Annotated in this window: 20 protein-coding genes; 9 read left to right on the forward strand and 11 right to left on the reverse strand. The window is 70.0% G+C overall.

The genetic code is table 11. The annotated features are described in order from the left end of the window. Positions 1 to 92 precede the first annotated feature (92 nt). On the forward strand, positions 93 to 794 hold the full coding sequence (locus ACZ45E_RS06955) for a TetR/AcrR family transcriptional regulator (protein ID WP_468217480.1): 702 nt from the start codon (positions 93 to 95) through the stop codon (positions 792 to 794). 1 nt (position 795) lies between these two features. Here ACZ45E_RS06955 and ACZ45E_RS06960 read toward each other — a convergent pair whose 3' ends face one another. From ACZ45E_RS06960 to ACZ45E_RS06975, 4 genes are all read right to left on the reverse strand, one after another. Continuing rightward, a complete protein-coding gene (locus tag ACZ45E_RS06960) occupies positions 796 to 1,125 on the reverse strand; it encodes a YrdB family protein (RefSeq protein ID WP_468217482.1) in 330 nt (109 codons plus the stop codon). Next, positions 1,122 to 1,961, reverse strand: a complete 840-nt coding sequence (locus ACZ45E_RS06965) for an EI24 domain-containing protein (protein WP_468217484.1) — start codon at positions 1,959 to 1,961, stop codon at positions 1,122 to 1,124. Before ACZ45E_RS06965 ends, ACZ45E_RS06960 begins: the two co-directional genes overlap by 4 nt. 49 nt (positions 1,962 to 2,010) lie before the next feature. Then, positions 2,011 to 2,433 (reverse strand): organic hydroperoxide resistance protein, encoded by a 423-nt coding sequence (locus tag ACZ45E_RS06970; protein ID WP_468217487.1) that lies wholly within the window; start codon positions 2,431 to 2,433, stop codon positions 2,011 to 2,013. Positions 2,434 to 2,577: 144 nt separating this feature from the next. Then, complete coding sequence (locus ACZ45E_RS06975; RefSeq protein WP_468217490.1) at positions 2,578 to 3,603, reverse strand: NADP-dependent oxidoreductase; 1,026 nt, start codon at positions 3,601 to 3,603, stop codon at positions 2,578 to 2,580. A gap of 98 nt (positions 3,604 to 3,701) precedes the next feature. Here ACZ45E_RS06975 and ACZ45E_RS06980 point away from each other — a divergent pair, with 98 nt between their 5' ends. After that, entirely contained in the window at positions 3,702 to 4,139 is a 438-nt protein-coding gene (locus ACZ45E_RS06980) for a MarR family winged helix-turn-helix transcriptional regulator (RefSeq protein WP_468217493.1), read from the forward strand. A gap of 51 nt (positions 4,140 to 4,190) precedes the next feature. Here ACZ45E_RS06980 and ACZ45E_RS06985 read toward each other — a convergent pair whose 3' ends face one another. Beyond that, a complete protein-coding gene (locus ACZ45E_RS06985; protein WP_468217495.1) occupies positions 4,191 to 4,871 on the reverse strand; it encodes an SCO2400 family protein in 681 nt (226 codons plus the stop codon). Between the two features lie 241 nt (positions 4,872 to 5,112). On the opposite strand from ACZ45E_RS06985, the gene ACZ45E_RS06990 reads away from it, so the two are divergent. The 7 genes from ACZ45E_RS06990 to ACZ45E_RS07020 all read left to right on the forward strand — a co-directional run bounded on the left by ACZ45E_RS06990 (position 5,113) and on the right by ACZ45E_RS07020 (position 13,864). Continuing rightward, entirely contained in the window at positions 5,113 to 6,270 is a 1,158-nt protein-coding gene (locus ACZ45E_RS06990) for a mandelate racemase/muconate lactonizing enzyme family protein (protein WP_468217497.1), read from the forward strand. After that, positions 6,267 to 7,271 (forward strand): zinc-dependent alcohol dehydrogenase, encoded by a 1,005-nt coding sequence (locus ACZ45E_RS06995; RefSeq protein ID WP_468217500.1) that lies wholly within the window; start codon positions 6,267 to 6,269, stop codon positions 7,269 to 7,271. The genes ACZ45E_RS06990 and ACZ45E_RS06995 overlap by 4 nt, the downstream gene beginning before the upstream one ends. Before the next feature lie 305 nt (positions 7,272 to 7,576). Further along, positions 7,577 to 8,533 (forward strand): hypothetical protein, encoded by a 957-nt coding sequence (locus ACZ45E_RS07000; protein WP_468217501.1) that lies wholly within the window; start codon positions 7,577 to 7,579, stop codon positions 8,531 to 8,533. A 139-nt stretch (positions 8,534 to 8,672) separates the two neighbouring features. Further along, positions 8,673 to 9,788 (forward strand): multiple monosaccharide ABC transporter substrate-binding protein, encoded by a 1,116-nt coding sequence (chvE, locus tag ACZ45E_RS07005; RefSeq protein ID WP_468217504.1) that lies wholly within the window; start codon positions 8,673 to 8,675, stop codon positions 9,786 to 9,788. Between the two features lie 36 nt (positions 9,789 to 9,824). Then, on the forward strand, positions 9,825 to 11,387 hold the full coding sequence (gene mmsA / locus ACZ45E_RS07010) for a multiple monosaccharide ABC transporter ATP-binding protein (protein WP_468217506.1): 1,563 nt from the start codon (positions 9,825 to 9,827) through the stop codon (positions 11,385 to 11,387). Continuing rightward, positions 11,384 to 12,628 carry a multiple monosaccharide ABC transporter permease gene (gene mmsB / locus ACZ45E_RS07015; protein WP_468217509.1) on the forward strand — a complete coding sequence of 415 codons (1,245 nt, stop codon included), beginning with the start codon at positions 11,384 to 11,386 and terminating at the stop codon, positions 12,626 to 12,628. The genes mmsA and mmsB overlap by 4 nt, the downstream gene beginning before the upstream one ends. 81 nt (positions 12,629 to 12,709) lie before the next feature. Further along, positions 12,710 to 13,864 carry an aldose epimerase family protein gene (locus ACZ45E_RS07020; protein WP_468217511.1) on the forward strand — a complete coding sequence of 385 codons (1,155 nt, stop codon included), beginning with the start codon at positions 12,710 to 12,712 and terminating at the stop codon, positions 13,862 to 13,864. A gap of 161 nt (positions 13,865 to 14,025) precedes the next feature. On the opposite strand, the gene ACZ45E_RS07025 is transcribed toward ACZ45E_RS07020, so the two are convergent. From ACZ45E_RS07025 to ACZ45E_RS07050, 6 genes are all read right to left on the reverse strand, one after another. Further along, positions 14,026 to 14,946, reverse strand: a complete 921-nt coding sequence (locus ACZ45E_RS07025) for a sulfite exporter TauE/SafE family protein (protein ID WP_468217513.1) — start codon at positions 14,944 to 14,946, stop codon at positions 14,026 to 14,028. 76 nt (positions 14,947 to 15,022) lie between these two features. After that, a complete protein-coding gene (arfA, locus tag ACZ45E_RS07030) occupies positions 15,023 to 16,528 on the reverse strand; it encodes an arabinosylfuranosidase ArfA (RefSeq protein ID WP_468217515.1) in 1,506 nt (501 codons plus the stop codon). Next, positions 16,525 to 17,508, reverse strand: coding sequence for an arabinan endo-1,5-alpha-L-arabinosidase (locus tag ACZ45E_RS07035; RefSeq protein WP_468217518.1), 984 nt, complete (start codon positions 17,506 to 17,508; stop codon positions 16,525 to 16,527). The genes arfA and ACZ45E_RS07035 overlap by 4 nt, the downstream gene beginning before the upstream one ends. Continuing rightward, complete coding sequence (locus ACZ45E_RS07040) at positions 17,505 to 18,368, reverse strand: carbohydrate ABC transporter permease (RefSeq protein ID WP_468217520.1); 864 nt, start codon at positions 18,366 to 18,368, stop codon at positions 17,505 to 17,507. Before ACZ45E_RS07040 ends, ACZ45E_RS07035 begins: the two co-directional genes overlap by 4 nt. Continuing rightward, positions 18,365 to 19,306: a carbohydrate ABC transporter permease gene (locus tag ACZ45E_RS07045; protein WP_468217523.1), complete on the reverse strand. Its 942-nt coding sequence runs from the start codon at positions 19,304 to 19,306 to the stop codon at positions 18,365 to 18,367. Before ACZ45E_RS07045 ends, ACZ45E_RS07040 begins: the two co-directional genes overlap by 4 nt. Further along, positions 19,303 to 20,652 (reverse strand): extracellular solute-binding protein, encoded by a 1,350-nt coding sequence (locus ACZ45E_RS07050; protein WP_468217526.1) that lies wholly within the window; start codon positions 20,650 to 20,652, stop codon positions 19,303 to 19,305. Before ACZ45E_RS07050 ends, ACZ45E_RS07045 begins: the two co-directional genes overlap by 4 nt. Between the last annotated feature and the right edge of the window lie 98 nt (positions 20,653 to 20,750).

Here is a 20,750-nt window from a genome sequence, read left to right on the forward strand (position 1 = left end):
GTTCCGAGCACGTCCATCCTGCACCCGGTACCTGTAGAGCGGTAGGTTTCGTTATCCCGTCGTCATATTTGCCGCGCCGGGCCCCTCTCACCATGTCGTACGGTGACCGCATGAGCAGCACGAGAGCCGCCCGGAGCGAGGAACGGCGGGCCGAGATCCTGCGGGCCGCGCTCGAGGTGATCGCCGAGCGCGGGTACCGGGGCGCGAGCCTCGCGGCGGTCGCGGAGCGCGTGGGACTCACCCAGCAGGGGCTGCTGCACCACTTCCCGACGAAGGAGGCGCTGCTCGTCGCGGTCCTCGCGGACCGGGACCGGTGGGACGCGGTGCCGAGCACCCGGTGGCGCCTCGACCTGCTCGGCTCACTGATCGAGTACAACGCGATGCGGCCGGGGATCGTGCAGACCTTCTCGGCGCTGCTCGGGGAGTCGGTCACCGAGGGACACCCGGCGCGGGACTTCTTCACCCGGCGCTACGCCGGTGTGCGCGAGTCGATGGCGGAGGTGCTGCGCGCCGAGTACGGGGAGCGGCTGCCGGGCGGGCTCACGCCGGAGCGGGCCGCGCCGCTGCTCGTCGCCGTGATGGACGGACTGCAGTACCAGTGGCTGCTCGACCCGGAGTCGGTGGACATGCCGGGGGCGTTCCGCGACTTCCTGGGCCTGCTGGGCGAGGCCGAACCCGGCGCCGGGCACGGGGCCGAGCCCGGTGCCGAACCCTATGCCGGACCCAGCGCCGAACCCGATGCCGGACCAGATGGCGAACCCGGTGTCGGACCCGGCCCCCTGTCGCAGGGCTGAGCTACTGGTTCCAGTTCACCGCGAGCGCCTTGCTCAGGGCGCAGACGACGGCGAAGAGGAGCGCCCAGACGTATGCGCCGGAGAGGGCGAGGGCCACGACGCCCGCGCCGAACCAGACGGTCTCGAAGGCGACGCGGACCGCTCCGCGGGTCTTGTACCGGGCCTTCGGGGAGCCGAAGAGGGCCCAGGTGACGATCATCGCGGCGAGGCCCGCGAGACCCGCGAGCCAGGCCAGGGGGGCCGCCACGTCGCGGGTGAAGCCGTAGGCGCCGACCGCGCCCAGGGCGACGAGTTCGATGGCGAAGAGGACGCCGAGGTTCGCTGTTCTCATGACGCCGGTCCTCGCGAAGTCTCGTCCGCCGTGGAGCCGTCCGCGGCCGGATACATGTCGTCGGTGTCCGCTCGCGCGGCTCCCCGCGCCCGGGGCGGGGTGTCCCGCTCCAGGTCGCGCACCATCAAGGTCGCTCCGGCCACCGCGCCGGGCATCAGGAACACCGCCACGAGCGGCACCAGGAACGCCACCGCCAGGGGCGCCCCGAAGCCCCACGCCAGGCCCTTTCGCGACCGCAACAGGGCCAGGCGGTCACGGAGTCGGACGCCACGGCGTTGCAACGCCACCGCCGTCAGCTCCTCGGTGAGGAAGAAGCCCGTGACGAAGAAGCCGATGACCGGGATCACCGACTGGCCGACGAACGGGACGAAGCCGAGCGCGAAGAGGAGCAGGCCCCACAGGCAGGCCCGGACCAGGATGCGCAGGCTGTCGCGGGCCGAGACCCACAGGTCGCGCCAGAGCGGGAGGCCGGACTCGGGTGCGTGGCCGCCCTCGGCCATGTCGACCTGCTCGGAGAGGGACTCGTAGAACGGCTGGCCGATCAGGAGGGTGGCAGCCGTGAAGCTCAGCACCGCCAGGAGCAGGGCGAGGGCGAAGAGGAGGGCCGTCAGCAGGCCGCGGAAGAGACCGCTCCACGGGGACGCCCAGTCGTCCGCGAACGGGGTCGCCCAGCCGACGAAGTCGGCGCCCCACAGGGCGAGGCAGACCAGGGCGACCGCGTACAGGACGAGGGTGATGAGGCCGGGCAGCAGGCTCCAGCCGAACTGCTTGCCGTGCCGGGCGACCCAGCGCTGCCCCTTCATCAGATAGCCGAAGCCCGCCCCGAGATCACGCATGGCGCAAACCTTACGGGACGGGCCGGGGCCGTCGGCCGGCCGAACCCGCTCAGACCGAGAGCGTGACCGTGATGTTGCCGCGGGTCGCCTTGGAGTACGGGCAGACCTGGTGGGCCTTCTCGATCAGGGACGTGGCGGTGGCCGTGTCCGCGTTCGGGATGGCCGCCGAGATGTCGACGATCAGGCCGAAGCCGTCGTCGTTCTTGCCGATGCCGACCTTGGCGGTGACGGTCGAGCCGGTGATGTCGATGCCCTCCTGGCGGGCGACGACGGCGAGCGCGCCCTGGAAGCAGGCGCTGTAGCCGGCCGCGAAGAGCTGTTCCGGGTTGGTCCCGGCGCCCGAACCACCCTGCTCCTTGGGCGGGTTGACGATGACGTCGAGCTTGCCGTCGTCGGTGGCGACGCGGCCGTCGCGGCCGTTCTCGGCGGTGGCTACGGCGGTGTAGACGACGTCGGACTGCGTGATGGCCATGGACCGTACTCCCTCATTCGTTCCGACAGGCGGAGTTTTTAATCCGCAAGACGGAAAGAGGCTATCGGATGCCGGAGGGAACGAAAGTGGCCCCCGTCACAAAGGACGAGGGCCGCTCTCAAGCGCTGTGGGCGGAAGCCGGGGTCAGAGCTTCACGACCATCTTGCCGGTGTTGTCGCCGCGCAGGACGCCGAGGAACGCCTCCAGGTTGTTCTCGATGCCCTCGACGACCGTCTCGCGGTACTTGAGCTCGCCGGAGCGGACCCAGGCGCCGACCTCCTGCACGAACTGCGGCTGGAGGTCGTAGTGGTCGCCGACGAGGAAGCCCTCGATGCGGCCGCGGGTCTGGATGAGGCGGGAGAGGTTGCGCGGGCCGGGGGCCGGCTCGGTGCTGTTGTAGACGGAGATCGCGCCGCAGATGGCGATGCGGCCGTCGCGGTTCAGCCGCGCGACGGCGGCCTCCAGGTGGTCGCCGCCGACGTTGTCGAAGTACGTGTCGATGCCGTCGGGGGCCGCCTCCTTCAGCTGCTCGTGGACGCTGCCGGTCTTGTAGTTGAAGGCCGCGTCGAAGCCGTACTCGTCGAGGAGCAGCTTGACCTTCTCGTCCGAGCCGGCCGAGCCGATGACCCGCGAGGCGCCCTTGAGCTTGGCGATCTGACCGACCTGGCCGCCGACCGCGCCCGCCGCACCGGAGACGAAGACGCTGTCGCCCTCCTTGAAGGAGAGCGTGCGCAGCAGGCCCGCGTAGGCGGTGAGGCCCGTCATGCCGAGCACACCGAGGTACGTCGACAGGGGCGCGGCCTCGGGGTCGACCTTCACGGCCTGCTTCGCGTCGAACGTCGCGTACTCGCGCCAGCCGAAGAAGTGCAGCACGTGGTCGCCGACGGCCACACCCTCGTCGTTGGAGGCGATGACCTCGCCGACGGCGCCGGCCTGCATGGCCTTACCCAGCTCGTAGGGGGCCACGTACGACTTCGCGGCGCTCATCCGGCCGCGCATGTACGGGTCGACCGATACGTAGAGGTTCTTGACCAGGACCTGGCCGGGACCGGGCTCGGCCACCGGGGCCTCACGGAGCTCGAAGTCCTCGGGCTTGGGCCAGCCGACGGGGCGGCTGATCAGGGCCCACTCGCGGCCGGTGGCGGGGATCTGGGGGGTGTCGGCGGGCATGCGCGGATCCTTGTCGCAGGGGGCAGGTATTTCAGTACGTGAAACAACCATGCTCCTGAATATTTCATGATGTCAAGTAACTGGGTACGCTGAACGGCATGACCAGTACCCGCGTCCGCCGAACGGACCCGCTCACGCTCGAAGTGGTCGAGCTGATCGGCGCCGTCGTCGCGCGCTACCACCAGGAGTACGAGGAGGCGGCCGCGCGGCACGGACTGACCGGGGCGCAGGCGCGGGTGCTGAGCCTGCTGGCGCTCGAACCGCTGCCGATGCGGCAGATCGCGCAGCGGCTGAAGTGTGAGCCGTCGAACATCACGGGGATCGTGGACCGCCTGGAGACGCGCGGGCTCGTGGAGCGGCGCCCGTCGCCCGGCGACCGGCGCGTGAAGGTGGCCGCCCCCACGGAGGAGGGCACGCGCGTGGCGCGGAGCCTGCGGGACTCCCTCGACTTCGCGCGCGAGCCGCTGGCCGGGCTCGACCGGGAGGAGCGCCTCGCGCTGCGGAACATGCTGCGGACGATGGTCGGCGCGGAGTGACCCGAACCGCGACCTGAGCCCGGCACCGCCCCGGCGCGGCCTACCGGAGCCTCAGGTGCACCACCACAGGAAGCGGTCGCAGGTCTCCGTCGGGCTCGGCTCGGGGGCCGGGGAGGCCGACGCCGGGGGCGGGGCCGCGGTGGTGGGGTGCGTCGTCGACGGCGAGTCCGGGGGTGAACCGGCCCCGGACGAGGGCGCGTCGGCCGGGGCCCCGCTCGTCCCTCCGCTCCCGGCGTCCGGTGACGGGGAGCCCGGGGAGCCGGTGCTCCGCGTCGCGCTCGGTGACGCCGAGGGGGACGCGGACGCCCCCGGCGAGGACGAGGTCCGTGCCGGTGCGCCGGAGCGCGCGGTCGCGACGGCCGGGGAGGTGCCGTTCGCGTCCGCCTGCGCCGCGGCTTCCGTGACGGCGCCGGCGGTGTCCGGAGCGGCCTGGGCGTCCTTACCCCTGGAGGACTCGGTGCCGAGCTCGGCGAGGCTGAGGCCGCCCGCCGCGAGGGCGAGGCCCGCCGTCGCGAGGAGGATGTGTCCCCGGCGCCTGCGGTGCACCCTGCGCCGGCGGCGCCTGCTGCGCGGGCGGGCCGGGGCGCCGTCCTGCGAGGTCTCCGGCTCGTCCGCCGCCTCGTGCGTGGTGAGCGCCTCCGCGTAGGCCCGCACGGCGTCGGCGGGGGTGCCGCAGCCCGGGCAGGCCAGGGCCCCGTTGAGGTGCCGGCGGCACGGGTGGCAGTAGTCCATGACCTAGGGAGGCTAGGCGCCCGGGCGGTAACGGAAAAAGCCGGTGCTGTGAAACTTCTGTGCGGAACAGCGCGTTCCGCCGGGGTGGCCGCCTCCACGCCGTCACTGGGCCGCCGCGTTCCGCTGCATTTGTCTGCCTTCCTCTGCGCAGACCATTGACACCTCCGCCGGGGCGTCCTTACTGTCACGCCAGCATTTCGAACGAGTGACGAAATATCGAACGGCACAGGGGGCAACTGCCTTGCGCATCACGGGAATCAGCACGCATGTGGTCGGGACGCCGTGGCGGAACCTGACCTACGTCCAGGTGCACACCGACGAGGGGATCACCGGTGTCGGCGAGACCCGCATGCTGGGCCACACCGACGCGCTCGTCGGCTACTTGAACGAGGCGCTGGCCAACCACATTGTGGGGTCGGACCCGTTCGCCGTCGAGGACCTCGTACGGCGAATGAAGTACGGCGACTACGGGCGGGCCGGCGAGATCGTCATGTCCGGTATCGCCGTGATCGAGATGGCCTGCTGGGACATCAAGGGCAAGGCGCTCGGCGTTCCGGTCTGGCAGTTGCTCGGCGGCAAGGTCACCGACAAGGTCAAGGCGTACGCGAACGGTTGGTACACCACCGAGCGCACCCCGCAGGCGTACCACAAGGCCGCGCAGGTGGTGATGGAGCGCGGGTACAAGGCGCTGAAGATCGACCCGTTCGGCACCGGGCACTACGAGCTGGACCACGAACAGTCGCTGTACGCCGTCTCGTTGATCGAGGCCGTGCGGGACGCGATCGGGCCGGACGCCGAGCTGATGCTGGAGATGCACGGCCGGTTCTCCCCCGCCACCGCGATCCGGCTCGCCAACGAACTGGCGCCGTTCAAGCCCGCGTGGCTGGAGGAGCCGGTGCCGCCGGAGAACCTCAAGGCGCTGGAGAAGGTCGCCGCGAAGGTGGAGATCCCGATGGCGACCGGTGAGCGGATCCACGACCGGATCGAGTTCCGGGAGCTGTTCGAGAGCCAGGCCGTCGACATCATCCAGCCCGATGTCGGCCACATCGGCGGCATCTGGGAGACGCGCAAGCTCGCCGCCACCGCGGAGACCCACTACATGCTGGTCGCCCCGCACAACGTGGGCGGTCCCGTGCTGACGGCCGCGTCCCTCCAGGTCGGGTTCACCTCCCCCAACTTCAAGATCCTGGAGCACTTCAACGACTTCGCCGACGCCGAGATCAAGAAGGTCGTCAAGGGCGCGCCGAAGGTCGTGGACGGGTACTTCGAGCTGTCGCACGAGCCGGGTCTCGGGGTCGAGCTGGACGTCGACGCGGCGGCCGAGTTCCCGCAGCAGCAGGCCCGGTTCGACCTGTGGGCCGAGGGCTGGGAGAAGCGCGCGCCCAAGGCGTCCAAGTGACCACGGCCGTAGTCGTCGAGGCGCCGGGCGAGCACCGGATCGTGGCGCACGAGCCGGTCGCGCCGGGGCCCGGCGAGGCGCGGGTGCGGGTGCACGCCGTGGGGATCTGCGGCAGTGACCGCGAGGTCTACCAGGGCAACCGGCCCGAGGGGTACGTCCGTTACCCGCTCACCCCCGGGCACGAGTGGTCCGGTGTCGTGGACGCCGTGGGCGACGGGGTGCCGGACGGGCTCGTCGGACGCAAGGTCGTCGGCGAGGGCTTCCGGAACTGCCAGGTGTGCGACCGCTGCCACGCCGGTGAGACCACGCTCTGCACCGCCGGGTACGAGGAGACCGGCTTCACCCGGCCGGGGGCGATGGCGGCGACGCTGACGCTGCCGGCGCGGCTGCTGCACGTCCTGCCCGACGACGCCGACCTGACGGCCGCGGCGCTGCTCGAACCCGCCGCCTGCGTCGCCGCCGCGGCGATCAAGGCGGAAGCGCTGCCGGGTCAGCGGGTGGCCGTGGTCGGGACCGGGACGCTCGGGATGCTCGCCGTGCAGTTCCTCGCGGCGGGCTCCCCCTCGGAGCTGCTCGTGGTCGGGACCCGGGACGAACGGGACGCGCTCTCCCGGCAGTTCGGGGCCACGGACTTCCGGCTGCGGGACTCCGCGCTCCCGGACGACTTCGACGTGGTGATCGAGACCGCGGGGTCGGCTTCGGCCGCGCGGACCGCGGCGTCGCTGCTGCGGCGGGGCGGCCGGCTCGTGCTCACCGGGATCCCGGCGGCGGGGGCCGAGGGTCTCGACCCGACGGATCTGGTGGTGCGGCAGCTGGAGGTGCGGACCGTGTTCGGGGCCGCGCCGGACGCGTGGGCCCATGCGGTGCGGGTCTTCGGGGCGGGCCTGCTCGACCCGATGCCGCTCGTCACGCACGAGGTCCCGCTGGAGCGGTTCGCCGAGGCCATCGAGCTGGTGGGGGCCGGGGACCCGAAGGTGGGCAAGGTACTGCTGCGGCCTTAGCCGGGGCCCGGCCGGGCGACCGCGCCGGGCTCCCCCGCACGCCCGAGGGGCCCGTACGCCGCCCGATGCGCCAGGGGCTCGCCCCACCCGCGGGCGGCCCGTACGCCCGGAGTGGCGCCCCGCACACCCAGGGGGCGGCCGGACCGGACGGGGACGAGCAGCGCCGCCCCAACCACGCCTGCGCCCCACCACCGGCACCGGCCCGCTCCCCCTCCGACCCGCTCCACCGAAGCGGAACCGAACCGAACTCCGTACGAAATATCGAACGACATGACGCCCCCGGCGTACCGACGCAAAGGACCAGCGTGACCGACTCACCCCGCCGACCCGGCGAACACGTCCTCTCCTCGCTCGGGCTGAGCGCCCCCGGACCCGACCCGGCGGACACCTCCCCGCACACGTTCCCGGACGGGGGTACCTGGCGCGTCGAGATCCCCTCCGTCGAAGGGCCCGAGGCCGTCGGGGTCGTGCTCAAGGAAGCCTCCCGGCTCGACGTCCCGGTCCACCGGATCAGCCAGGGCAGCGGCGTCTGGATGCTGCGTGACGCCGAGATCGTCGAGATGGTCGAGGCGACCGCCGAGCGCGACATCGAGCTGTGCCTGTTCACCGGGCCGCGCGGCACCTGGGACACCGGTGCCTCCGTGCGCAGCGACTCGCGCGGCGCCGGACTGCGGGCCCGCGGGTACGACGCCGTCGCCGGATGCGTCGAAGACGCCGTACGAGCCACGGAGTTGGGGGTCAAGTGCCTGCTCGTCGCCGATGAGGGCGTGCTCTGGACGCTGCACCGGGCGCGTGCCCAGGGCCTGCTGCCCGCCGACACCACGCTCAAGGTCTCCGCGCTCATCGGCCCCGTGAACCCGGCCGCGTACGCCGTCTACGAGCAGCTCGGCGCCGACTCGCTGAACGTGCCGAGCGACCTGACGCTCACGCACCTCACCGAGATCCGGCGGGTCTCGGCCGCGCCGATGGACATGTACGTCGAGGCCCCGGACGACCTCGGCGGATATGTCCGGATGTACGAGATCGCCGAACTGGTGCGCAGGGGCGCCCCGTTGTACCTCAAGTTCGGGCTGGCGAAGGCGCCGGCCATCTACCCGTACGGCGCCCACCTGCGGGACGTCACCCTCGACACGGCCCGCGAGCGGGTGCGCCGGGGGCGGCTCGCGCTCGACCTGCTGGAGCGGCACGGGGCCGATGCCGGGATGTCCCCGATCGGCTCCCGGCTGCCCGGCGAACTCCGGCGCTTCGACACGGCCCAATAACGTTCCGGAAACACAACTTCCCAGATTCAGACAAGGCCGCGCAGAATCCGACGCATCTCTACTCGGTCAACCTCCGCTCCTCGCCAGGGACTTCGCACCGCCGACCGAGCTCTGCACCCACACATCAAGGATGATGACCATGCGAAACCGCCGAGCCGCTCTCGGAGCGATAGCCGCCACCGCCTCCCTCGCGCTGACCCTGACCGCCTGCGGGCAGGACAGCGAGGGCGGCAAGAAAGAGGGCAAGAAGAGCGCGGAGGGCTCCACCGTCGGTATCGCGATGCCGACGAAGTCCTCCGAGCGCTGGATCGCCGACGGCAACAACGTCGTCAAGTCCCTGAAGGCGAAGGGGTACAAGACCAAGCTGGTCTTCGGTGAGGACGACCCGGACCAGCAGGTCTCGCAGATCGAGAACATGATCACGCAGGGCGTCTCCGCGCTGATCGTCGCCGCGATCGACAACAAGTCGCTCAACTCGGTGCTCCAGCAGGCCGCCGACGCGGACATCCCGGTCATCTCCTACGACCGGCTCATCCTCGACACCAAGAACGTCAGCTACTACGCCACCTTCGACAACGAGAAGGTCGGCAGGCTCCAGGCCACCTCCCTCGTGGACAAGCTGGGGCTGAGCAAGGGCGAGAAGGGCCCGTTCAACATCGAGCTGTTCGCCGGCTCCAACGACGACAACAACACGCGGTACTTCTTCGGCGGCGCGATGAAGGTGCTCCAGCCGTACATCGACAAGAAGCAGCTCGTCGTCAAGTCCGGCCAGACCAAGCTCAACCAGGTCACCACGTTGCGCTGGGACGGCGCCACCGCCCAGAAGCGCATGGACGACCTGCTGACCTCGACGTACAAGGGCAGCACCCGCGTGGACGCGGTGCTCTCCCCGTACGACGGCATCTCGATCGGCATCCTGTCCGCCCTGAAGTCGGACGGCTACGGCTCCAAGTCCAAGCCGCTGCCGCCGATCTCCGGTCAGGACGCCGAGGTCGCCTCGGTGAAGTCGATCATCGCCGGCCAGCAGTACTCGACGGTGTACAAGGACCTCCGCAAGCTCGCCACGGTCGCCTCGACGATGGTCGACGACGTGTTGCACGACAAGAAGCCCGAGGTCAACGACGTCAAGAGCTACGACAACGGCGCGAAGGTCGTCCCCTCGTACCTGCTCAACCCGGTCCTGGTCACCAAGGACAACTACGAGAAGGAACTCGTCGACAGCGGCTACTACAACAAGTCCGACCTGGGCCAGTAAGTACCCCTGTCCGACCACTAGCTGAAGGGCACGACCATGGCGGGACCCGTCCTGGAAATGCGCTCGATCGTCAAGACCTTTCCCGGTGTGAAAGCGCTCTCGGACGTCAATCTGACAGTACGTCAGGGCGAGGTCCACGCCATCTGTGGTGAGAACGGCGCCGGCAAGTCCACCTTGATGAAGGTGCTCTCCGGTCTGCATCCGCACGGAAGTTACGAGGGTGAGATCCTCTTCGAGGGCGAGCCCTGCCACTTCAAGGACATCAACGCGTCCGAGAAGCGGGGCATCGTCATCATCCACCAGGAGCTGGCGCTGGTCCCCTACCTGTCGATCGCCGAGAACATGTTCCTCGGCAACGAGCACGCCACGCGCGGGCTGATCGACTGGCGGGAGACCCTGCGCCACGCCACCCGGCAGCTGCGCCGGGTGGGCCTGGTGGAGAACCCCAACACCCGGATCACCGACATCGGCGTCGGCAAGCAGCAGCTCGTGGAGATCGCCAAGGCGCTCGCCAAGGACGTGAAGCTGCTGATCCTGGACGAGCCGACCGCGTCGCTCAACGACGAGGATTCCGGCAAACTTCTTGATCTGATCCTGGAGTTGAAGGAACAGGGCATCACCTCGATCATCATTTCCCACAAGCTGAACGAGATCCGCCGCGTCGCCGACTCCGTGACGATCCTGCGGGACGGCCGCACCATCGAGACCCTCGACGTGCACGCCGAGGAGACCTCCGAGGACCGGATCATCTCCGGGATGGTCGGCCGCGACCTGGAGCACCGCTTCCCCGAGCGCACCCCGCACCAGGCCGAGAAGGGGGCGGCGCCGGCCCTGGAGATCCGCAACTGGACCGTGCACCACCCCCTCGACCGGGAGCGCAAGGTCGTCGACGACGTCTCCCTGCACGTACGGCGCGGGGAGATCGTCGGGATCGCGGGCCTGATGGGCGCGGGCCGCACCGAACTCGCGATGAGCGTCTTCGGGCGGACCTACGGCCGGTACGCGGGCGGCACCGTCCTGCGGGACGGCGGTGAGATCCGCACCAAGAGCGTGGCGGAGGCCGTCGGGCACGGCATCGCCTACGCGACCGAGGACCGCAAGCACTACGGCCTCAACCTCCTCGACACCATCAACCGCAACATCTCCCTCGCGGCGCTGCACAAGGTCTCCAAGCGCGGCGTGGTCGACGAGCACGGAGAGCGGCAGGTCGCCGAGGAGTACCGCAAGTCGATGAACATCAAGGCCCCGACGGTCTTCGAACCGGCGGGCAAGCTCTCGGGCGGCAACCAGCAGAAGGTCGTCCTCAGCAAGTGGATCTTCGCGGGGCCCGAGGTGCTCATCCTCGACGAGCCGACCCGCGGGATCGACGTCGGTGCCAAGTACGAGATCTACACGGTCATCGACAAGCTGGCGGCCGAGGGCAAGGCGGTGGTCTTCATCTCCTCCGAGCTGCCCGAGCTGCTGGGGATGTGCGACCGCATCTACACGATGAGCGCGGGACGGCTGACCGGTGAGGTCACCCGCGCGGAGGCGACGCAGGAGTCCCTGATGCGCCTGATGACCAAGGACAAGAACGGGACAGAAGAGGTAACACGATGAGCACGGACGTGATGGACAAGTCCCCGGCCCCCGCGCCGCCGGGCAAGGGCGGGGCCACCGCCGAGGGCGGGCTGCTGCGTCTCGTGCTCGACGGGATGCGCCGCAACATGCGCCAGTACGGCATGCTGCTCGCGCTCGGCCTGCTCGTGGTCGTCTTCGCCGTCTGGACGGACGGCGACCTGATCCTGCCGCGCAACGTCTCCAACCTGGTACTCCAGAACAGCTACATCCTGATCCTCGCGATCGGCATGATGCTGGTCATCATCGCCGGTCACATCGACCTGTCGGTGGGGTCGCTGACCGCGTTCGTCGGCTCGACGGCCGCCGTCCTCATGGTCAGTCACGACATCCCCTGGCCCGTCGCGGCGGTCATCTGCCTCGCGATGGGCGGCGCCGCCGGCTGCATACAGGGCTGGCTGATCGCGTACGGCGGCATACCGTCGTTCATCGTGACCCTCGCGGGCATGCTGGTGTGGCGCGGACTCACCGAGATCCTGCTGAAGGGGCAGACCCTCGGCCCGTTCCCCGAGGGCCTCGGCAAGCTCGGCAACGGCTTCCTGCCCGAGGTCGGCCCGAACACCAACTACCACAACCTCACCCTGCTGCTCGGTGTCGTACTCGCCGCGGCCGTGGTCGTGCAGGAGCTGCGTGACCGGCGCCGCCAGCAGGAGTTCGCCCTGGAGCTCCCGCCGTTCAACCTCTTCGTCCTGAAGCTGGTCGCGATCATCGCCGCCATCGCCGTGGTCACGATGCTGCTGGCCAGCTACAAGGGCGCCCCGGTCGTCCTGCTCATCCTCGGTGTCCTGGTCGTCGGCTACGGCTACCTGATGCGCAACTCGATCTTCGGCCGGCACATCTACGCCATCGGCGGCAACCTCCCGGCGGCGAAGCTCTCCGGCGTGAAGGACAAGAAGGTCTCCTTCTACGTCTTCCTGAACATGGGCGTGCTCGCGGCCCTGGCGGGTCTGGTCGTGGCCGCCCGGCTGAACGCGGCCTCGCCGAAGGCCGGCCTCAACTTCGAGCTGGAGGCCATCGCCGCCTCGTTCATCGGCGGCGCCTCCATGAGCGGCGGCGTCGGCACCGTCCTCGGCGCGATCATCGGTGGCCTCGTCCTCGGTGTGCTGAACAACGGCATGAACCTGCTCGGCGTCGGCTCCGACTGGCAGTCGGTGATCAAGGGCCTGGCCCTGCTCGCCGCGGTCGGCTTCGACGTCTGGAACAAGCGCCGCGTCGGTGCGTAACCGCTCACCCGCCTGTCAAGGGCCCGTCAAGGGCTGCAAGTCGCACGTCATCAGGCACCACTCCCCGATTAGGAGCGTCAGATGGATACGAGCAGACGTACGGTGCTCGCGGCGGCCGCCGCCGCGGGCGTGGCGGCCACCACCGCCGTCGGTGGCACGGCCCACGCCGCGTCAGGAAGGAAGCCGGTGAAGGAGCCCTTCGGCAAGCTCGCCGACGGCACGAAGATCCACCGCTGGTCCCTGGCCAACGGCGGCACTCGCCTCAAGGTCCTCTCCTACGGCGGCATCGTGCAGTCCCTGGAGCTCCCGGACCGGCGCGGCCGGTACGTGAACGTCTCCCTCGGCTACGACAACATCGAGGACTACGTCGCGGGCACCACGTTCTTCGGGGCGACCATCGGCCGCTACGGGAACCGCATCGCGAACGGCCGCTTCACCCTGGACGGCAAGACGTACCAGCTCTCCGTCAACGACGGCGCCAACTCGCTGCACGGCGGCGCGAAGGGCTTCAACACGCGCGTGTGGGACGTGGAGCCGTTCACCTCCGGCTCCGACGTGGGCCTCCACCTGCACTACACGTCCGTCGACGGCGAGATGGGCTACCCCGGAACGCTTCGGGTGAAGGTCACGTACACCCTCACTGCGCGCGGTGACTGGCGCATCGACTACACGGCGACGACGGACAAGGCGACCGTCGTCAACCTCACCAACCACACCTACTACAACCTCGCGGGCGAGGGCAGCGGCGGCATCCACGATCACGAGCTGACCCTCGCCGCGTCCCGCTACACGCCCACCGACACCGGTCTCATCCCGACCGGCGAGCTGGCGAAGGTCGCGGGCACGCCGTTCGACTTCCGCCGCGGCAAGGCGATCGGCGACGACATCCGGGCCGGGCACCCGCAGCTGATCACCGCGAAGGGCTTCGACCACAACTGGGTGCTCGACAAGGGCGTCACCAGCCGCCCGGTGCACTTCGCGACACTGCGCGACCCGGGCTCGGGCCGCACCCTGAAGATCGCCACGGACCAGCCCGGGGTGCAGTTCTACTCGGGCAACTTCCTCGACGGCACGCTCGTCGGCCCGTCCGGGCGCACCTACCGGCAGGGCGACGGCCTGTGCCTGGAGACGCAGCACTTCCCGGACTCACCGAACCAGCCGGCGTTCCCCTCGACGGTGCTGCGGCCCGGCGAGACGTACCGCACGACGACGGTGCACTCCTTCAGCGCCTCCTGAGCACCACCCGGTGAACACTGCCCCGCCCGTATCCGTATCCGTGGTTCCCATGGATACGGATACGGGCGGTGGCGGTTGATGAGCGCAAGCGTCGTCCCGCTGTTCCAGGGCGCCGGGTCTGCGGCCGGCCCCCTCCGCGCAGTCGGCCCGGGCCGACATCCTCACCGGGTCATCGCCGGGGGCCGTTCGTGGGGCACGGTGTCGAGGCGGGGGGCGTCGCGGGAGCGTCCGGTGCGCAGAGTGACCGCGGCGCCCACGGCCGCGATGACGAGGCAGACCACGACCAGCGGGATGCCGCTGACGCCCCACATGGCGAGGCCCGAGCCGGTGAGCAGGACGATCAGCGCCCAGCGCAGGGCGGGCCCGGCGACGCGGGCGGACAGCACGGCCCCGCCCAGGACGCCGGGGACCGCGCCGATCAGCAGAGTGCCGGTGAGACCGAGGGAGACGTCGCCGACCAGGAAGTGGCCGAGGGCGGCGGCGCCGACCAGCGGGACGGCCTGCGCCAGATCGGTGCCGACGAGGTGGTTCGCCCTGAGGCGGGGGTGGGCGAGCATCAGCATCACGATGATCAGCGAACCGGAGCCGACCGAGGTCATCCCCACCACGAGCCCGCCGATCAGCCCGATCAGCAGCGTGGCCACCGGCCTGACCCGCACCTCCGCGTCCTCGGCGGCGGCCGTCACGAGCCCGCGGCGCCGGTCGAGCCACATTCTGGCGACCATGCCGAGCACGGCGAGCAGCAGCGCCCCGCCGATGACGTACGTGACCCGCGCCTGGAGCTCCTCGCCGTCCCCGAACGCCTGGAGCAGCAGGGCCCCGGCGAACGCGGCGGGCACGGCCGTCGGCAGCAGCCACCGGACGATGTCCCGGCGGACCGTGCCCGCCCTCTGGTGCACGGCGGCGCCGAACGGCTTCATGAACAAGGAGGTCGCGAGGTCACTGCCGATGGCGGCGGTGGGGTCGACCCCGAAGAACATGACCATGATCGGCGTCATCAGGGCGCCGCCGCCCATCCCGGTCAGCCCGACCGCGAGCCCGACCAGGGCCCCGGCGACGACGATCGTCCACGAGAAGTCCATGCGGACCACTGTGCGGACGTTCCCTATGGGACTGATATGAAATGCACCTGAATCTCGCTGGACCGACCCGGCCGTGTCACGCCAGACGGATCACGTTCCAGGAGAGCGGTTCCAGGGTCGCCCGCAGGGTTCCGTCCGTGAGGGTCGTGCCCGTGCCCGCGTGCGGCTTCACCCGTTCCGGCTCGTCGAGCGTGTTGCGGGCGTCCGGGTCCGCGTCGGACAGGACCGAGTGTTCGGCGACCGACGTCAGCTCCATCGCGTGCAGCGCCGCTTCCAGCGGCAGCGCCTCCGTCTGGCTGCGGTTCACCGCGAACACCGTCACCGTTCCGTCGTCCGCGCGGACCGCCGTCGCGTGCAGCAGGTCCGCCGTGCCGTGGCGCTTCGTGTCGTACGTCGGGCCCGACACGCGGACGTCCAGGACCTCGCCACGCCCGTACCTCGATGCCTGCGCGAACGGGAAGAACGTCGTCTGGCGCCAGGCCGGGCCACCGGGCTCGGTCATGATCGGGGCGATGACGTTGACCAGTTGGGCGAGGCAGGCGACCGTGACGCGGTCCGCGTGGCGCAGCAGGGCGATGAGGAGCGAGCCGAAGACGACGGCGTCGGTGACCGAGTAGACGTCCTCCAGGAGGCGGGGGGCCTCCGGCCAGTCGAGCGCCGAGACCTCGGCGTCGGTGCGGGACATGTACCAGACGTTCCACTCGTCGAAGGAGAGGTTGATCTTCTTCTTCGACTTGAGGCGGGCGCCCACGTGGTCGCAGGTCGCGACGACGTTCTCGATGAACGACTCCATGTCGACGGCCGACGCGAGGAAGGAGTCCCGGTCGCCGTCGTGCTCCTCGTAGTAGGCGTGCAGCGAGATGTGGTCGACCAGGTCGTACGTCTCGGCCAGGACCTTCGCCTCCCACTCCGCGAACGTCTCCATGGACTGGCCCGAGCTGCCGCACGCGACCAGTTCGACGTCCTTGTCGATCTGGCGCATCGCGCGCGCCGTCTCCGCCGCGATCCGCCCGTACTCCTCGGCCGTCTTGTGGCCGGTCTGCCAGGGGCCGTCCATCTCGTTGCCCAGGCACCAGAGCCGGATGCCGAAGGGCTCCTTGTCGCCGTGCGCGACCCGCAGGTCGGAGAGGGCCGTGCCCTGCGGGTGGTTGGCGTACTCCTGGAGTTCGATGGCCTCGGCCACGCCGCGCGTGCCCAGGTTCACCGCCATCATCGGCTCGGCCTGCGGGCCGATCTTCTTCAGGAACGCGATGTACTCGGAGAGGCCGAAGCGGTTCGACTCCGTGGTGCGCCAGGCCAGGTCCAGGCGGCGCGGTCGCTCCTCGGCCGGGCCGACCGAGTCCTCCCACTTGTAGCCGGAGACGAAGTTGCCGCCGGGGTAGCGGATCGCCGTGGCGCCCAGCTCCCGGATCAGGTCCAGGACGTCGGTGCGCAGGCCCGCCTCGTCCGCCGCGGGGTGGCCCGGCTCGAAGATGCCGGTGTAGACGCAGCGGCCCAGGTGCTCCACGAAGGAGCCGAAGAGGCGGGGGTTGACCTCACCGACGGTGAAGGCCGGGTCGAGGGTGAAGCGTGCGGTGCTCATTTTTCCCTTTCCTTGAGGCGGGGCCAGCCGTCGCGGCCCCAACTCAGTTCGTTCAGGCCCAACTTGGGCGTCCCGGAGTCCTCGGCGTCGTAGTAGTGGTACGCGAGGACGTCCCGGCCCCTGTCGCGGAAGACCGATTCACCGCCGGTGCCGGCGAACCGGCCGTGGCCGGCAAGGAGCAGCGTGCCGCCGCCTTCCAGGAGCGGCTTTCCGTCCTTGTCGGTGTACGGGCCGGTCACCGATGTCGCGCGGCCGACCCGGATCTTGTACGTCGACTCCGCGCCCTGGCAGCAGGCGTCGTAGGAGGCGAGGAGGTAGTAGTGGCGGCCGTGCTTGACGATCGCCGGGCCCTCGACCGCGTACGGGGCGTCGGGGCGGGTCGCCAGGTGGTGGACCGGGGCGCCGGAAATCGCCCTGCCCGTGCGCGGGTTCAGTGCGACCATGCGGATGCCGGTCCAGTAGGAGCCGAACGCCATCCACAGCCTGCCGTGGGCGCGGACGACCGCCGGGTCGATGGCGTTGTAGGTGTCCGTGGTCTCGGACGAGAAGACTTTGCCGTGGTCGGTCCAGGTGCCGGGCAGGCCGGACGGGGAGGTCGCGACGCCGATCGCCGAGTGGTTCGTGCCCCAGGAGGAGACCGCGTAGTACAGCCAGTAGCGGCCCGCGCGGTAGCTGATGTCGGGGGCCCAGGGGTCGCCGGTGTCGTTGTACTCGTACCACCAGGCCGGGGGCGTGGTGAAGGCGTTGCCCGCGTCGTCCCAGCGCTTGCGGTCCTCGGAGAGGCGGGCGCCGATGACGCCGCCGGTCGAGTAGGCGGCGTAGCGGCCGCCCTTGAGCTTGATGACGGTCGGGTCGTGGATGATCTGCTGGCCGGTGACCGGCTGCGGGTCGGGGTAGCCCGGCACCGCCTGAGCCGTGCTAGGGAGCAGGGCGAGGAGGAAGGCGGCGGCGAGGGCCGCGAGCGGTCCGCGCGGGGTCACTGGCCCGCCAGCCCGGTGTGTGCCACGCCCGCCACGATCTGGCGCTGGAAGAAGACGAAGACGACGATCAGCGGCAGGCCCGCCATCAGGCCGCCGGCCATGAGCTGGGCCCACTGGATGCCGTAGGAGTTCATGACGGTCGCGATGCCGTTGGGCATGGTCATCAGGTCGGGGTTGTTGGTGACCATGTACGGCCACAGGAAGTTGTTCCACGACGCGATGAAGGTGAAGATGCCGACCGCCGCGAGCGAGGGCCGGGCGAGCGGCACCACGATGGTGAAGAAGATCCGCCAGCGGCCCGCGCCGTCGATGAAGGCGGCCTCCTCCAGCTCTTTGGGGATGCTCTGGAAGAACTTGTAGAGGATGTAGACCATCGCCGCGGGGGCGCACTGGGGCAGGATCATGCCCCAGTAGGTGTCGACCATGCCCATCTGCTGGACCGTGGTGAACAGGGGGACGCCGAGGACCGCGGGGGAGATCATCAGGCCCGCCATGACGACGCCCATCAGGGCGCCCTTGCCGCGGAACTCGGTGCGGGCGAAGCCGTATCCGGCGAGCGCGGCGACGCACAGCACCACGGCCGTCACGCACACCGAGACGACCAGCGAGTTGACGAACCAGTTGGTGATGTTGCCGCTCTCGAAGAGGGCCTTCCATGCCTGGCCGGTCCAGTCCTTCGGCAACCAGTGCGGCGGCACCTCGACGGCCTCGGTCTCCGACTTGAGCGAGGTGAACAGCGCCCAGGCGAGCGGTGCCAGGAAGAGGAGGGAGACGACGACCCCGGTCAGGGTCAGAACGATCTGGCTCGGTGTCCAGGTGCTGCGGGCCTTCGGCCGCGGTGGTGCCTGCGTGCCGCTCATCGCGCGCCCTCCTCACGGTTGCGCAGCAGCCACATCCGCCCGAGGGCGACGGCCGCGATGATCACGAAGAAGATGACGGAGATGGCGGAGGCGTAGCCCACGCGGTAACTGGTGAAGCCCTCTTCGAGGGTGTACTGCACGAAGGTGCGGGTCGATTCCTCGGGTCCTGTGCCGAAGTCCATCATCACCACGGCCTGGTCGAAGACCTGGAGCGAGGCGAGGATCTGGAGGGCGATGACGAGGCCCGTGATGTTGCGCAGCATGGGCAGCGTGATGTGGACCATGCGGTGCCAGGCGTTCGCGCCGTCCAGCTCGGCGGCCTCGTAGAGGTGGCCGGGGATGCCCTGGAGCGCGGCGAGGTAGAGCAGGAAGCTGAAGCCGACGGTCCACCACAGGGTGGTGATGACGATGGCGAGCATCGCGTACGACTTGTCGGTCAGCCAGGGTGTCTCGATGCCGAAGACGTAGTTGATCATTCCGGTGCCGGGGTTGAACAACCACTGCCACAGGTTGCCCGCGACGGTGGACGGCAGCAGGAACGGCAGGAAGAAGCAGAGCCGCCACAGCCACTTCCCGCGCTCGATGTGGTGGGCGAGCATCGCGAGGAGGAGGGCGACGACGGTGATGCAGGGCACGACGAGCAGCGTGAAGAAGGCGCTGTGGCCGAGCGAGTCCCACACCAGCGGGTCGTCGAGGGCCTCGCGGTAGTTGTCGAGCCCGACGAAGCCGGGGCTGTCGCCGGAGATGTTGGCGTCGGTGAAGCTGAGGTAGACGCCGCGCAGCAGCGGCCAGATCACGAAGAGGGCGAAGAGGGCGAGGAACGGGGCCACGAACCAGCCGCCGTGCTGGAAGCCCTGCCTGCGGCGGACGGTGGCGCTCGGTGCGGCGGTGCGTGCCCGTGGTGGGGCGATGACGGTCTCGGCGCTGGTCGTCGTCATGCGACGGCACCTCCTTGCGCGGCGGTCCTGCCGTCCATGGGGTTCTTCATGGCGAGGAGCTGGGTGAGGGCGCCCTTCATGCGGCGGGCCGCCGCCTCCGGTTTCGCGGAGCCCATCGTCGAGGAGACGACGATCGGGCCGACGCGCTGGGCGAGGATGCCGGTGGAGCCGGCGAACCACACCTTCGGCTCGGTGGCCTGGTGGTCCATGGCCGACACGTACTCGTTCTGCGGGGTGAGCTTCTGGTACGCGTCCGTGGAGAGGGTCGGCGTGTACGCGGGTATGTGGCCGCCGGCCGCCCACTGCTGGGCGTGTTGGACGACGTAGGCGGCGAGTTGGTGCGCGGCCTCGTTGGCGGCGCCGCCGCGGCCGGACTGGTGCGGCAGCACGAAGGAGTGCGATTCGGCGTGCGTGGCCTGCTTGCCGAAGACGGGCGGCAGCGGGGTCGCGCCGTACTCCAGTTTCGCGCCGGAGAAGACGGGCACCGACCAGTTGCCCTCCCAGGTGAAGGGTGCGCCGTTGAGGAACTGCTCGCCGTCGGCGGCGCCTTCGATGGAGTAGCCGTCGGTGACGTGCCGGCGCAGGAACTCCAGGACCTGGGTCGCCTTGTCGGTGTCGAAGGTGACCTCGGTGTTGGCGGCGTCGAAGCAGGCGCCGCCGAGCTGGGTGTAGAACGCGACGAAGAACCACCACATGAAGTTCTGGTCGTTGGCGTGCAGGCCGAGGGTCTGGAGCCCCTTCTTCGTGGCCTTCTTCGCCTTCTTCAGCAGGTCGAACCAGTCGTCGGTCGACGTCACCGGCACGATCCGGCCGTCGTCGCCGAGCAGGCCGGCCTTCCTCAGTACGTCCTTGCGGTAGAAGCTGAGCTGGACGTGGATGTCGAGGGGCAGGGCGTAGAGCTTGCCGTCGATGACGGCGCGTTTCCACAGCGCGGGGTTGAAGTCCGCCTCCCGCACGCCGTACTTGGCGAGCAGGTCCACGTCCCAGGGGTCGAGCAGCCGGCCCGGGGAGAACCCGGTGACCCGGCCCAGGTGCATGACGCCGAGGTCGGGGGCGCGGTTACCGGCCGCCGCCATGGCGAGCTTGGTGTAGAAGGGGCTGCCCCACTGGAGGGTGGAGTCCTTCACGTCGATGCCCGGGTTCGCCTTCCGGAAGGCGTCCAGCATCGCGATCATGTTGTAGCCGTCGCCGCCGCTGAAGAGGTTCCAGTAGCGCACGCGGGTGTCGGCTCCGGAGGCGAGCGCGTCGGCCCCGGTCCCGAGCGCCGCGAAGCCGAAGCTTCCGGCGACGGTCGCCCCGCCGATTCCGGCGAGGAGTTGCCTGCGACTCAGGCCAGGTCGTCCCATGCCCTGCCCTTACTGTTCGTTGTTCGAGATTTCGGCTGCTGCTCGTAACTTCGAACGGGACCGTATTTTCGAAGCGCTTCAACGTCAATGGGTCGCGC

The organism is Streptomyces sp. NPDC030991, assembly GCF_055571235.1.

Bases quoted from the DNA above. Each gene is read 5' to 3' on its own strand.
- ACZ45E_RS06955 (WP_468217480.1), top strand. From the start codon at position 93: ATGTCGTACGGTGACCGCATGAGCAGCACGAGAGCCGCCCGGAGCGAG.
- ACZ45E_RS06960 (WP_468217482.1), bottom strand. From the start codon at position 1,125: ATGAGAACAGCGAACCTCGGCGTCCTCTTCGCCATCGAACTCGTCGCC.
- ACZ45E_RS06965 (WP_468217484.1), bottom strand. From the start codon at position 1,961: ATGCGTGATCTCGGGGCGGGCTTCGGCTATCTGATGAAGGGGCAGCGC.
- ACZ45E_RS06970 (WP_468217487.1), bottom strand. From the start codon at position 2,433: ATGGCCATCACGCAGTCCGACGTCGTCTACACCGCCGTAGCCACCGCC.
- ACZ45E_RS06975 (WP_468217490.1), bottom strand. From the start codon at position 3,603: ATGCCCGCCGACACCCCCCAGATCCCCGCCACCGGCCGCGAGTGGGCC.
- ACZ45E_RS06980 (WP_468217493.1), top strand. From the start codon at position 3,702: ATGACCAGTACCCGCGTCCGCCGAACGGACCCGCTCACGCTCGAAGTG.
- ACZ45E_RS06985 (WP_468217495.1), bottom strand. From the start codon at position 4,871: ATGGACTACTGCCACCCGTGCCGCCGGCACCTCAACGGGGCCCTGGCC.
- chvE (WP_468217504.1), top strand. From the start codon at position 8,673: ATGCGAAACCGCCGAGCCGCTCTCGGAGCGATAGCCGCCACCGCCTCC.
- mmsA (WP_468217506.1), top strand. From the start codon at position 9,825: ATGGCGGGACCCGTCCTGGAAATGCGCTCGATCGTCAAGACCTTTCCC.
- mmsB (WP_468217509.1), top strand. From the start codon at position 11,384: ATGAGCACGGACGTGATGGACAAGTCCCCGGCCCCCGCGCCGCCGGGC.
- ACZ45E_RS07020 (WP_468217511.1), top strand. From the start codon at position 12,710: ATGGATACGAGCAGACGTACGGTGCTCGCGGCGGCCGCCGCCGCGGGC.
- ACZ45E_RS07025 (WP_468217513.1), bottom strand. From the start codon at position 14,946: ATGGACTTCTCGTGGACGATCGTCGTCGCCGGGGCCCTGGTCGGGCTC.
- arfA (WP_468217515.1), bottom strand. From the start codon at position 16,528: ATGAGCACCGCACGCTTCACCCTCGACCCGGCCTTCACCGTCGGTGAG.
- ACZ45E_RS07040 (WP_468217520.1), bottom strand. From the start codon at position 18,368: ATGAGCGGCACGCAGGCACCACCGCGGCCGAAGGCCCGCAGCACCTGG.
- ACZ45E_RS07045 (WP_468217523.1), bottom strand. From the start codon at position 19,306: ATGACGACGACCAGCGCCGAGACCGTCATCGCCCCACCACGGGCACGC.
- ACZ45E_RS07050 (WP_468217526.1), bottom strand. From the start codon at position 20,652: ATGGGACGACCTGGCCTGAGTCGCAGGCAACTCCTCGCCGGAATCGGC.